General features: G+C 48.8%; 12 protein-coding genes. 3 read left to right on the forward strand and 9 right to left on the reverse strand.

Going from position 1 to position 13,006, the window contains the following annotated elements:
• Positions 1–499 precede the first annotated feature (499 nt).
• The 9 genes from BQ5375_RS04130 to acpP all read right to left on the reverse strand — a co-directional run bounded on the left by BQ5375_RS04130 (position 500) and on the right by acpP (position 9,190).
• Positions 500–1,228 (reverse strand): DUF3169 family protein, encoded by a 729-nt coding sequence (locus BQ5375_RS04130; RefSeq protein ID WP_022132100.1) that lies wholly within the window; start codon positions 1,226–1,228, stop codon positions 500–502.
• Positions 1,229–1,256: 28 nt separating this feature from the next.
• Positions 1,257–1,463: a helix-turn-helix transcriptional regulator gene (locus tag BQ5375_RS04135; protein ID WP_022132099.1), complete on the reverse strand. Its 207-nt coding sequence runs from the start codon at positions 1,461–1,463 to the stop codon at positions 1,257–1,259.
• Between the two features lie 193 nt (positions 1,464–1,656).
• Complete coding sequence (locus BQ5375_RS04140; RefSeq protein ID WP_022132098.1) at positions 1,657–2,469, reverse strand: glycerophosphodiester phosphodiesterase family protein; 813 nt, start codon at positions 2,467–2,469, stop codon at positions 1,657–1,659.
• 75 nt (positions 2,470–2,544) lie between these two features.
• Positions 2,545–3,843, reverse strand: a complete 1,299-nt coding sequence (locus tag BQ5375_RS04145) for a nitrilase-related carbon-nitrogen hydrolase (protein WP_022132097.1) — start codon at positions 3,841–3,843, stop codon at positions 2,545–2,547.
• Positions 3,843–4,538: a nitrilase-related carbon-nitrogen hydrolase gene (locus BQ5375_RS04150; protein ID WP_022132096.1), complete on the reverse strand. Its 696-nt coding sequence runs from the start codon at positions 4,536–4,538 to the stop codon at positions 3,843–3,845. The genes BQ5375_RS04145 and BQ5375_RS04150 overlap by 1 nt, the downstream gene beginning before the upstream one ends.
• A gap of 351 nt (positions 4,539–4,889) precedes the next feature.
• A complete protein-coding gene (gene tadA / locus BQ5375_RS04155) occupies positions 4,890–5,387 on the reverse strand; it encodes a tRNA adenosine(34) deaminase TadA (protein WP_022132095.1) in 498 nt (165 codons plus the stop codon).
• A gap of 24 nt (positions 5,388–5,411) precedes the next feature.
• A complete protein-coding gene (locus BQ5375_RS04160) occupies positions 5,412–6,470 on the reverse strand; it encodes a CPBP family intramembrane glutamic endopeptidase (protein WP_022132094.1) in 1,059 nt (352 codons plus the stop codon).
• 763 nt (positions 6,471–7,233) lie between these two features.
• Positions 7,234–8,670 carry a proline--tRNA ligase gene (gene proS, locus BQ5375_RS04165; protein WP_022131610.1) on the reverse strand — a complete coding sequence of 479 codons (1,437 nt, stop codon included), beginning with the start codon at positions 8,668–8,670 and terminating at the stop codon, positions 7,234–7,236.
• A 283-nt stretch (positions 8,671–8,953) separates the two neighbouring features.
• The gene (gene acpP, locus BQ5375_RS04170) at positions 8,954–9,190 is read right to left on the reverse strand and encodes an acyl carrier protein (protein WP_022131609.1); all 237 of its coding nucleotides are present in this window, start codon (positions 9,188–9,190) and stop codon (positions 8,954–8,956) included.
• A 337-nt stretch (positions 9,191–9,527) separates the two neighbouring features.
• On the opposite strand from acpP, the gene aroE reads away from it, so the two are divergent.
• The 3 genes from aroE to BQ5375_RS04185 all read left to right on the forward strand — a co-directional run bounded on the left by aroE (position 9,528) and on the right by BQ5375_RS04185 (position 12,985).
• The gene (gene aroE / locus BQ5375_RS04175) at positions 9,528–10,373 is read left to right on the forward strand and encodes a shikimate dehydrogenase (RefSeq protein ID WP_076917444.1); all 846 of its coding nucleotides are present in this window, start codon (positions 9,528–9,530) and stop codon (positions 10,371–10,373) included.
• A 17-nt stretch (positions 10,374–10,390) separates the two neighbouring features.
• Positions 10,391–10,930, forward strand: coding sequence for a shikimate kinase (locus BQ5375_RS04180; protein WP_022131607.1), 540 nt, complete (start codon positions 10,391–10,393; stop codon positions 10,928–10,930).
• Positions 10,931–12,073: 1,143 nt separating this feature from the next.
• Positions 12,074–12,985, forward strand: coding sequence for a cation:proton antiporter domain-containing protein (locus tag BQ5375_RS04185; RefSeq protein ID WP_328587006.1), 912 nt, complete (start codon positions 12,074–12,076; stop codon positions 12,983–12,985).
• Positions 12,986–13,006 lie beyond the last annotated feature (21 nt).

Genomic DNA, 13,006 nt, shown 5'->3' on the forward strand with positions numbered 1-13,006 from the left:
AACAAAACAAAAGTTTTCGTCCACCTTTTCTAAAAGGTGGTGGGGGTACGGGGGCAACGCCCCTGTGACACTTCAGAATAAAATAAAAATGGATAGGGGCAGAGAGCTGTTTCGATACTGCCGCACGTCAGTGCGCCAAAGGCATTGCCTTTGGAAATTTATTTCAAATATAAAAGAAAAACGATAGAGATGGAAACTGATTCATCTCTATCGTTTTTTTATATCGTGTTTTTGTTTTGATGAAATAATCTATCTTGGCGCCAAGGGTGAACAGTGTTCGGCTTCAAGTTGGTACTGCCGAAAACTTCCCACTGGGAACTTTTCGGGGGCAGCCTGTTGAATCCGGTAGTTTGTGAAAACTTTTTCTCTTGCAAAAAGTTTTCACACTTTCAAAAATGCGCTTTCACGGATAAAGAGTTTCGCACTCCGCAGAGTGCGACCAAAGGCTCTGCCTTTGGAAACCGCAATTTTTTGAAAAAAATTGAGTAAAACTTTATTTTTAGGATTTCTTTTGTTTTCCACAAGCACTGAGGTAGCTCAGGCTATGAACGCCCCAGAAAATCGCAATTAGAATAAATGGAGCCAAACCAATCGGATAAAAAATCTGGATCATACAGCACAGAGCAAATGCGATGAGAAACGCATATCGCAGGCTCTTATAACTCTGGTAACCAGCACGATACATCTCAAAGGTCTCTGCCTCGTCGCTTTCCTTTTCCCAGTCCTTCATGAAACGCATCGACATCGGATCGGTGTTTTTAAACTTCGGGTTGATCTTTTTGATGAGGTTGACCTGGCTTACCTCCACCCAGGTGTTGATTGACAGGAAAACGATGGTTGCCACTGCGCTGATAAGAATATTTTTCGGGATCAGATAAGCAGTGGATGCGCCGAGGAAGAAAAAGTTCGAGATGGTGCACAGCACACTGCACATCATGCCGGGATTGGATTGATTTTCAATCTGATCGTAGATTTCGTCCTCATTTTCCGGCGTGATGCTGTTCAGCAGCTTTTTGAGCTTATGAATGGAATAAACCGACATCAGCGACAGGAAAAGACAGATGCTGATATGAAGCGCCGGTGTCATCGAGCCAAACCACTCGCTGAAATTTTTGATTGCACCGACAACACCGTCCTCAAAATTCATAAAAATCCTAGAAGCCAGCGCGCCGCACGAACCGGAGATAATCAAAATCAGGATATACTTGATAACAGGATGTTTTTTCATAGAGAACCCTCCTTCAAAATGAATTGGTCTATTGTTCTTCCAGATAAGAGAATAATTCTTCCACCGTCGCTTCCAGCACCTTCGCAATCTTTAATGCAAGCGTGACAGAGGGATTGTAGTCTCCGCGCTCAATCAGGCTGATCGTCTGGCGGGAAACACCGACCAGATTCCCCAGATCGGTCTGGCTCAGGTGGAATCTCGCCCGATATTCCTTGAGATGGTTGATTAACGGCATGTCGCATCTCCTTTCGTTTTGACAAGAATCTATTTCAAAATGACATATATCCTTGTCATTTATCTTGGCTTTAGTATAGCATTGACAAAGATACTTGTCAATATAGAAAAGAAAAAAAGAGGAGATTTTTTACAGTCTCCTCTTTTTCACAGTTTCCATGTTAAGTTGTGGAAAATTTGCAGGACCTCAAAAATTAATACCGAACCGGAGGCAAAAAGCCCTCGAAGATGATGGCGTCATATTTTCCGATGGCATCTTGATAGTCCTGCTCGCGGATGGTCCAGCCGACCGTCATGGCACCGAGGCTTTTGAGCAGCTGAAAGACATGATTGCTGTCGGCGTATTTATGATCGTAGGCGATAAAGTTTGGCTTGGACAGGAAGTTGAACATCATGTTGCTCAGCGCTGCCGCCGGAACCATCGCCGCGGATTTTTCGCGGAAGCGGGTAGCAAGCTGACCGCGCATCACCTGTGGTGCATTTTTGGCAAACCAGCCCATCATCATGGGGTTCATCGACTCCACGCAGTAGTCGCCGGGATAGCGGCGCAGCAGGTCGTACACCTTCAGGCAGAGCAGTTCATAGTGTTCGGTGGATTTGATCTCAACGATCAGCGGAACCTTTCCATCCACCAGCTGAAGTACCTCAGAAAAGAGCGGGATGGTTTGATCGGAGTTCAGCAGCGGATGTTTTTGCAGCTCGGCAAAGGTGCTCTGCTCGATTTTCAGTGGGGTGGAGCACATCCGCTGTAAGCTCTCGTCATGGAACACTACGATCTTTCCGTCAGCGGTCATCTGAAGGTCCAGTTCGATGCCGTAGCCGTGCTCAACCGCAGCACCGAAAGCGGCAAGGGAGTTCTCCGGACGGGAAAGATGGTCAAACAACCCGCGGTGCGCGAAGGTGCGGCGGGAAAATTTGCTTTGCAGAGGATGTTTCTGGAAGGAGGGAAGGATGCTGACAGCACCCGCGCTGATTCCAAGAACAGCCAGAGAGAGAAAAGGATGCATAGGGTTTTTCCTTCTTTCAATAGAATAGAAGGCGGATAACTGTCGTTATCCGCCTGATGGTTATCCGTCTAGTGGTTATCTGCCCGGGAATTGGATGGCAGGTGGAATATCGGAGCCGGAACGAGATTTTGCCGGAGCAGGAGGCTCTTCGGAAGGCTCGGATTGCAGGATGTCCTCAATTTCGGAAAGACCGGCATTGCTCGGGGATTCTGTATTCTCGGAAGCCTGCTGTTCCTCAGAGAAGCCTTCATCCGAAAGGATAGCTCCATAGGAGTTTGCTTCCTCTTCTTCCATATCCGCGTTGTCCTCGGCGCCTGATGGCTTGGTCTGGCGTGCAAGTGCATATTCCTTGCGTGCCATTTCCTCAATAATCGGGTTAATGTCCGAAATGTACAGGTCAGGGTCCTGGCTCAGCCGCTCCAGGTCGATGCGGGCGGTCAGGCAGGCATTTGCGGTTGGACGTTCGGTCTGCATGATGATGCCGTTGCCCATCTTGCTTGCAGAAAATGGCGCATAGATGCCGCTGATTGCGCGGAACGGCAGATCCATGAAGTCACCGGTCAGCCAGGAAGAGATGGCGAATACCGGCTGTTCCTGACAGCGCATGAAGGAGCAGCTCTGGAAGTACTCACTGCTGTTGCTTTCGCAAAAAGCGGAAGGGCAGAGCAGAAGCTGTGCACCCATCAGATGGGCAGCATTTGCCGCTTCATAGACGCGCTGATCCATACCGGTCAGGATTGCCATGCGGCAGAGCTTGGTCTGTGCGACCGAGATGCTCTTGCCAGCAATCAGACCGCAGAATTTTTCGGCAGGGGAGAGGTGCAGCTTGTCCTGATGCAGCACCACATTGCCGTCTGGGTCAAACAGGAAGGAGCGATTGACAAAGCCCTCGCGGGTCTTGACGATCATGCTGCCTGCCAGAATGTATACCGAGGATTTGATGGCAAGCAGCGAGAAAAAGTGAAGATAACTTTCCAGCAGCGGCTGGGCAAGATATTTGCCGTAAAAATGCAGGACTTCTTCCACCGCTTCCCGGTCCTGATTGATCAGGTCCTCCGAGAACTGGTAGCACAGATCAAAGATGGAAGGGGAGCTTAAAATCGGAAGCAGTCCGATATACTCTGGAAATACGATCAGCTGGGTTCCGTCTGCAACGGCGGTGTTGACGTTTGCCAAAATCAGCTCCATGCAGTCCTTAAATGGCAGCTCTGCCTTGAGGGAAAGCTGAACGCAGGATACCTTGATATTGTTTGGCATGACATAATCCAGCGCACGGGACATCCTGATGTCGGTCTGTTCCAGCAGATGATCCAGCTTTGTGCTGCTCCAGTTGGAGCAGAGAAGCTTTGCAGCAGCCATGTGTTTTAAGTTCATCAGGAAATCCCTCCTTTCTCATAGATGCGCAGATCCAGCTTGTCCGGCAGGTTGCCGCCAAATTCGCTCTTATTGAGCTTATTGAGGTATAACTTTGCAAACAGCGAATGAGAGCTTGCCGGAGGAACCAGATAGCCGCTTTCGTCCTGTGTCAGACAGCAGGGAGCAGCGACCGCAGAAAAACAGTTGCAGCAGCCCACAACATAGACGCCGTTTGACTGTGCGGCGTTCCAGATGCCGGTAGTCAGCATGTGGCGGCTGAGCTGATAGGAGTCGATGAACTGGGAAGCAATCACGATCTGTGCGCCCTTCATGCGGGCAATGCGCAGCACCTGCGGATGATAGATGTCCACATCCACACACAGAAAGATGTTTCCAATAGGGGTCTGGATCGGTTCAATTTTGTCATATTGGGAAAGCTCCGCCTGATTGTACAGGTTGCGGTGAGTAGCGCCCTGGATGCCCAGAACCTCGCCTTTGGGAGAGAACAAACACAGATAAAGAATATTGTTGACTACAAAGCGGCTTGGAACCAGGTAGACGTTGTTTTTCATCGCATACTTGCGGCAGGCATTGAGATAATCGGGAGTGTCCCATTCGGGAATATAGGATTTTACATCCGAAAAAACCACCAGGTCGGAAAGCGGTTTGATCTTTCCGAAGGGGGGAGTAATACACACTACGGCACGCGCCACGTTTGTCACCTCTTTCGTACAGAAATCAACGGATTTTTGCGTATTTCTCATGGTTCTATTATACTATTTCGTGCTATTGACTGCAAGGAAAAAAGATAAACTGTTGTCGGAAAAAACATCCACATATTTCCACAAACAGGTGGTTGAAATAGTTGAAAGTTGATTACCAAATGTAAAATGGAAGTAAAATATCATAGTTTTAACAGTTTCAACGAAGTTTTCAACAATCCATCATGTGGATTTCTGTTGAATTGAAGTGAAGAAAGGCGCATTTTGCGCTAAAAATTTGGCACTGCGCAAAAAGAGCCTGAAATCGGCATTTTTAAAACAAAAAAGCCGGGATTTTAAGCTTTAGTTTTGCTCAAAATCTTCCGGCTTTTTACGGAGAGTTTCAAAAAATTCGCTGAGTACCGCGGCACATTCCTCTTCCAGGATGCCCGAGCGGATAACAGGCGTATGGTTAAACGGCATCACAAAAAGGTCTGCCACCGAACCGGCACAGCCCGCCTTGTCGTCCTTGGCGCCGTATACCACCCGATCCAGGCGGGAGTTGATGATTGCACCGCTGCACATCGGACAGGGCTCCAGCGTGACATAGAGGGTGCATCCGCTCAACCGCCAGCTGTTTAACACACGACAGGCCTGTTGGATGCACAGCACCTCAGCGTGCGCCATCGCGTCCTGATCTAGCTCCCGGCGGTTGTGGGCGCGGGCAATGACCTGCTCATCCCGCACAATGACCGCTCCGACCGGAATCTCTCCCAGAGCTGCGGCTTTTTTAGCTTCCAGCAGCGCCTGATGCATCCAGTGTGCATCGCGCTGCTGATAGGATGGAATGGACTGCTGCATAGTTTCACCACCGATTTTGAAAGATTAGGCAATCATGTTCTGAATAATGATTGCAGAAAGAAGGATCAGTGCAAATACCATGGTCACCGAGGAAAAGGCAACGCGGTATTTGATTCGTTCGGTCGAAAGGGTGGTGGAACGGATAAACATGAACATGTTAGGATATTTTCGTACCAGCAGGAGAAGCGCTGCCAGACCGGAAATCAGATAGAAGGCGAAGATGCACAGGGTGAACACCGCCTGATATTCAGCGGGAAGGACGGTGCCAATCAGATCCATCGCAAAGCTGAGGATATTGTTTACCATGTGGATAATCACGCCCACCCACAAAGAACCGGAGTAAAGCACGAAGTAACCGATGACCAGTCCCATCAAAAAGGCATTTGGTGCCTGCACCAGATTGCCGTGGAACATCGCAAACAAAATTGCGGACAGGATCAGCGCAAAGCTGTCACCAAAGCGGCGCATCGATTGGAAGATCATGCCGCGGAACACAAATTCTTCCACCAGAGGAGCAATCAGACAGAGCTGGAGGCCAAACAGGACTCGGGCACCGGTTTCTTCCGGCAGATAGAGACTGGTGTGCGGCGTAAGAGAGAACAGCGAGAGAAGGTTTCCCAGCAAAGAGGAGGAAACCACACCGACCACGCTGACAGCCAGCGAAACAAAGATGCATGGAACACACAGCGAGGACGAAAAACGGCGAAGCGGGAAAGCAATCCGCAACGGAACGTGCGAGAGCAGCACGAACAGGAAGAATGGCAGGAACAGGCAGATCACCGAAGAGAGGAGGTTGACCAGCTGAATGATGCTGGAGGATGCCAGCACCTGATTGCCATAGATACGGATTGCAGGACGGAAGACGGCGCATCCCCACAAAATCAGGAAGGGGACAAACGCGGTCAGAATGAAATACAACAGGATGGAAAACCCAAGCCCGTTGGAATACCGCTGGAGAAGGCGGCGTTCGGTGAGGATGGGCGGCGGCGGAGTAAAGCCGTAGCCATCCACATAGGTGTAGGAGTTCGGATCATCCGGCCGATAGGAGGATGGGTCCGAAGGAACTTTGTAATAACGAGTCATAAACAATCCTCCAGGGGAGAAAATAAGAAAGAATATCGTCGAAACAAGACAAGTCTTTGTTGCTTTTCTGGTTTTCAGTATACCACACATTTTTAGCGGAAATGTTAAGATAAAACTAATTCTTTGGGGGATTTGATCATTCTTTCGTTTCATTTCTGGATTTTTCTGGAGGCGGGTAATCCTTCGGATAGTCCTTCGGACACTCCGAAGGACTATCCAAAGGATAGAAAAAAACAGCACCCCAGAAAATAGGGTGCTGTAGGTGATATATAGATTGTGCAAAAATAGAGTTTTGTATCATTGTGCAAACAATCTGTCTTTGCGCCGTAGGCGAACAGTGTCCAGCTTCAAGCTGGCGCGGGAGTGGGCTGCGTAAGCCCACAGAAAAGTTTCGGGTTTTGGTAAGCTATTGTTTAGAAATATTATTTGTCCTTAACTTACTTTCAGGAAACCTGTTTCTTTTGCAGGGAGGCTCCCCGCCCCTGCACCCCGGGGATACTTTCTTATGAAAAGAAAGTATCCAAAGATTCACAAGGAACCTGTTGGTTCCTTGACCTCCAACAGAAGGGGGAGGTCCCCCTTCGATTCCCCCGATGGTGTTCGAGGCTTTTGCGATAAACGAGGGGAAGTGTCACGGAGTGACTGCAGGGACAGGACAATGCTATGGACGATGCAAAAATAAAGTTTCGTGCCATTGTCCAAACTATCTGTCTTTGCGCCGTAGGCGAATTGCTTTGGTACTTTCTCAGAAAGTACAGCCTGATTAATATGCTTTGCCCCAGATTACCATGGATTTTGCAGGCTTGCCGCAGCAAACACAGGTGTCAGACAGGTGTTCCTGTGCAAATGGCATGCAGCGGGAGGATACACCAGCAACCTCTTTGAGTTTTGCTTCGCATTCTGCGTCTCCGCACCACATTGCTTTGATGAAGCCGGATTTTTCGTTTGCAATCTGAATCAGTTCATCCAGGTTCAGAGCAGCCCAGGTTCGGTTCTCGCGGTTCTGGAGTGCTTTTTCGTACATGCCGTCATGAACAGCCTGCAGCAGTTCGGTTACTTTGCTTTCCAGTTCGTCCAGAGAAACAAAGGTCTTTTCGCGGTTGTCGCGGCGAACAATGACGCACTGGTTCTGTTCGATGTCCTTTGGACCGATCTCCAGACGCAGCGGAACACCCTTCATCTCGTACTGAGCAAACTTCCAGCCTGGGGAGTTGTCGGAGATGTCGATGTCGGTGCGGAACTGTTTTGCAAGACGTTCTTTGACTTCCTGAGCCTTTTCGATAACGCCTTCTTTGTGCTGAGCAACCGGGATAACAACTACCTGGATTGGAGCGATTGCAGGTGGCAGAACAAGGCCGTTGTCATCGCCGTGGGTCATGATGATACCGCCGATGAGACGGGTGGAAACGCCCCAGGATGTCTGGTGTGGGGTCTGTGGTTTGTTTTCACGGTTCTGGAACTCGATCTCGAATGCTTTTGCAAAGTGATCGCCAAAGTAGTGGGAAGTACCTGCCTGAAGGCTCTTGCCGTCGTGCATCATTGCTTCGATGGTGTAGGTAGCCTCAGCACCGGAGAATTTTTCGGAATCGGTCTTTTTGCCGCGAACAACCGGCATAGCAAGCTGTTTCTCACAGAAATCAGCATAGATGTTCAGGATCATCTCGGTCTCGTCGATAGCCTCCTGAGCAGTCTCGTGCATGGTGTGGCCTTCCTGCCAGAGGAACTCACGGGTGCGCAGGAATGGACGGGTGGTTTTTTCCCAACGAACAACGCTGCACCACTGGTTGTACAGTTTTGGCAGGTCACGGTAGGATTTGATGATGTTTTTGTAGTGGTCGCAGAACAGGGTCTCGGAGGTTGGACGAACGCACAGACGTTCTTCCAGCTCTTCGGAACCGCCGTAAGTAACCCATGCAACTTCCGGAGCAAAACCTTCTACGTGGTCTTTTTCCTTCTGGAGCAGGCTTTCTGGAATGAAGAGCGGCATAGCCACGTTCTGATGGCCGGTCTTTTTGAACTCAGCGTCCAGAATGTGCTGAATGTTTTCCCAGATCGCATAGCCGTATGGGCGAACGATCATGCAGCCTTTAACAGAAGAGTAGTCACACAGTTCTGCTTTTTTTACAATATCGGTATACCATTTTGCAAAGTCGACTTCCATCGAAGTGATGTCTTCGACCATTTTTTTGTTGTTTGCCATGAAATATTGTCCTCCTTTATTTGATCCGCAAAGGGGATTTTGCCTGCGTAAAAGAATCTCATTTTATTATATTACCTTCCCCACTGAAATTCAATAGAAAAGACCTGATGACGGCATTTTTGGGTGAATCCGCCATATTTTAAAAGGGGAAGCAAGAAGATTTTAGGCAAAGGCTGGGAATCGCGGAGACAGACGGGATATGACCCATTTTGGGCATGAAAAAAGGACCGGAAAAACCGGTCCTAAAACACATGTTTTTGGGGGATCTCCCCGCTGGAAGTGATTATTCAGCAGAGCGCTCCTCAATGTATTTGACGATATCGCCAACGGTTCTGAGGTTTTCGATGTCTTCATCCGGAATTTCGGTATCAAATTCTTCTTCCAGAGTCATAACCAGGTCTACAATATCAAGGGAGTCAGCACCCAGGTCATCGATTACTTCAGAATCTTCGGTTACCTGCTCTTCGTCGAGGTCGAGCTGGTCGCAGAGAATCTTCTTTACCTGTTCAAAAATATCCATTCTTCTCCCTCCTTTCTTCCAGATCAAAATTGGGTTTCCGTTTAAAATGTGTCTATCAATACTGTAAAACGGATGCAATAAGAAAAAACAAATGCTCTCTGTTGTATTCTGTATGAAAACAGCATAACAGATACTAGCTTATTTTTTATAGCATGGAATGAGAATGATGTCAATATCTATTTTGGCATATCCGGACAGATTTTCAAAACTGTTCAAACAATTCATGCTGGTTTTGGGGGTTTCTTCCCAAAATCTTGTCATCAGCGCTTTAGTGTGATATAGTATTTTTATCAATATGCAATGCATAAAAAAACTTTGGAAAAGGGATGAAACAACGATGAAACAATTTGCGATTTTGGGATATCCGCTGGGACACAGCCTCTCGCCCCAGCTGCATAAAATGCTTGCGGAAGAACTTGGCGAGGAACTGAGCTACCATGTTTTTGAGATTTCTCCCGAAGAGTTTGACCAGAAAAAAGCTCTGCTTTTTTCTCTGGATGGATTTAACATCACCATCCCTTATAAGGTGCGGATCATGGATTCTCTGGATGAGTTAGACCAGAGCGCAAAAAATCATGGGGCGGTCAATACCGTTTCGATCAAAAATGGGCTGTCTGGCAAAACCAAAACGGGTTTTAACACCGACTGTGTGGGATTTGTCAAGACCATGGAGCAAAACGGTGTTTCTCTGTCGGGCAGGGTATGCCTGCTGGGTGCCGGCGGCGTTGGCAGAATGTTTGCAACCGAGTGTGCGCTGCGCGGCTGTGAGGTTGTGATCGCAGTGCGCCAGAAGAGCATGAAAGAGGCGCAGGAGCTTGCAGAACATATCCATGATATTTCCGGGGCAAAGGTAAGCGTTGCAGATATCGATACATTAGGTCAGGGCGATACCGGCAGATTCCAGCTTTTGATTAACGCTACCCCGGTTGGTATGTATCCAAAGACAGAGGCTTCTCCGGTGAAGGAAGAATTTTTATCCTGTGTCGATACCGTGTTTGACTGCATCTATAACCCAAAGGAAACTCTGCTGATGAAGCAGGCAAGCAAAGCCGGCTGTAAGACCATCGGCGGAATGGGAATGTTGGTTTGGCAGGCAGTAGCAGCGCAGGAAATCTGGTTTGGAAAGAAATTTACCTTTGAGCAGGTATCAAGGGTGATCGAGGCGATGCAGAATCTTCTGTAAAAGTGGGGAGGAAAACCATGGCAAAACCGATGGTTAAAAAAGGAGTACAGCGCATCTTGCTGTGCGGATTTATGGGATGCGGCAAGACCAGCGTCGGACAGGCGCTGTCCTTTCGGCTCAAGTGGGAATTTCTGGATACCGATGCGATGATCGAAAAGCGGGAGGGACGAAAGATCCCCGAAATTTTTGCTCAGGATGGGGAAGCAGCATTCCGTCAGATGGAGGCGCAGACCGCAGCCAGCTTAGGGCGGCGCAGAAATACCGTAATTTCCACTGGCGGCGGCTTTTTGATGCAGCCGGAGACAGTCAAGGCTTTGAGAGAAAACGGCGGCGGATTTGAAGCGATTGTATTTCTGGACTGCTCCTTTGAGACCTGCTATCGAAGGATTCAAACAAGCGACCGTCCGTTGGTGCGAAACAACACCAAAGAGGGGTTGGAAGAGATCTTCAATGCCCGACGGGAGAAATATCTTTCGGTAGCGGATGTGGTGATTCAAAACGAAGGAATTATCAGCAGCACGGTAGAGGAAATCGTAGAGAATCTGGCGATTTTATAGGAGTGTGGGAGTGGATCGGAGACGCAGCGTTTGCTCAGGTAATTGCATTTACCGCTTGGAGGAAAGGTGACACTTTTGCAAAAAACAAAAGTTTCCCTGTGGGCTTGTGCCGTGTGTTGAAGCTAGAATCCTACAGCATGCCATAGCGCGAAATCAGGCGCAGGCTCAGCCTGTGGGCTTACGCAGCCCACGCCCGCGCCAGCTTGAAGCTGGACACAATTTCGCGCTCTGATCTGGTGCGAAATTGTAGTTTCCGTACGCGGCGTTCACTCGTGTTAACACACTCGCTCGTTGGAGAATGGAGCAAAGCGACATTCTCGGGGACAATGACACGAAACTTTATTTTTCCGCAATCTATAACATTGTCCTGCCCCCGCAGTGGTCTAACGACCACGCTCCCCCTCGTTTACCATGAAAGTTTCATGCTTCACCGGGGGAATCGAAGGGGGAACTCCCCCTTCTGTTGGAGGTCAAGGAACCAACAGGTTCCTTGTGAATCTTTGGTAGTTAAACGAAGTTTAACTTTTCTTCTATAAGAAAGTATCCCCGGGGTGCAGGGGCGGGGAGCTCCCTGCAAAAGAAACAGATTTGCTGAAAGTAAGTTAAAGACAAATAACATTTGGAATTATACTCCAAACAGCCTGCTTGCAAAAAACCGAAAATGTCCCTGTGGGCTTACGCAGCCCACCCCCGCGGATACTTTTCTTTTACGAGAAAAGTATCCAAAAGCGTATCAAAGAGGAAGTGTCCTCTTTGATATCTCCTCGGGGGGAAGTCTCCCCCACAGTCACTCCGTGACGTTCCCCCTCGTTTACCACGGAAGTTTGGTGCTTCACCGGGGGAATCGAAGGGGGAACTCCCCCTTCTGTTGGAAATCCAAAAACCAGGAGGTTTTTGGTGTATCTTTGCCTACTTTCTTTACATAAGAAAGTAGGCGCGGTGTGGAGCGCGTAGCTCCACAAAGGAAAAGGCTTGCTGAAACTTTAGTTTGAAGCAGAGTGTAAAGATAATATTTTGGCTTCTGTCCTTAAACAGCCTGCTTCCAAAAACAGATGATCTGTGTTAAAATACCTTCGGGAATGAAGTTCTCCCCTGGACGCATCCAAAAAGTGTCCAAAACCGCTTGAGATTCTGGGATATTTCCTGTTTGCTCCGCTGCTTTTGGGGCTCAGCCCGCTGGAAGGTGCTGTGATGGGTGCGGTGCTTGCTGCGGTGTCTCCGGCGGTGGTAGTTCCCCGCATGGTTTCGATGATGGAAAACGGAATTGGAACCAATAAGAGCATCCCGCAGATGATTATGGCGGGCGCTTCCTGCGATGATATTTTTGTAATTGTGCTGTTTACCACCTTTGCAGGGATGGCACAGAATGGAACCGGAACAGTAAACTGGATGGACTTTGTGAACATCCCAGTTTCCATCCTGCTGGGTATTGCACTGGGTGCCTTGGTTGGATTTTTGCTCAATCTGTTTTTCGAAGCAGCATATCGCAATAAGCGATATATCCGCAACAGCATGAAGGTGATCGTGATTCTGGGCGTGTCCTTCCTGCTGATGGCAGTGGAAAGCTGGCTTGAGGGCATCGTGGCAGTTTCCGGACTGCTTGCGGTGGTAAGCATGGCGTGTGTGGTCAAGATAAAATCGCCGGAATTTGTTACAAAGCGCCTTTCGGAAAAGTTTGGAAAGCTTTGGATTGCGGCGGAGGTCATCCTGTTTGTTCTGGTGGGTGCTGCGGTGGATATCCGCTATACCTTGGATGCAGGACTTGCTGCAGTGGGACTGATCTTCCTTTCGCTTATCTTCCGCTCGGTGGGCGTGCTGCTGTGTGTGGCAGCGACCAAACTCAGCTGGAAAGAACGTCTGTTCTGCGTGATTGCCTATCTGCCAAAGGCAACAGTACAGGCGGCAATGGGCTCGGTGCCGCTGGCAATGGGGCTTGCCTGTGGTCAGATGGTCCTTTCAGTAGCGGTGGTTGCAATCCTGATTACCGCACCACTGGGAGCAATCGGAATCGATGTCAGCTGCAAACGGCTGCTGGAAATAGAGAAGAAGTGTTGAAGATAAGCAATAAAGTTTGAG

This window comes from Negativibacillus massiliensis (assembly GCF_900148495.1).
GTDB classification, from domain to species: domain Bacteria; phylum Bacillota; class Clostridia; order Oscillospirales; family Ruminococcaceae; genus Negativibacillus; species Negativibacillus massiliensis.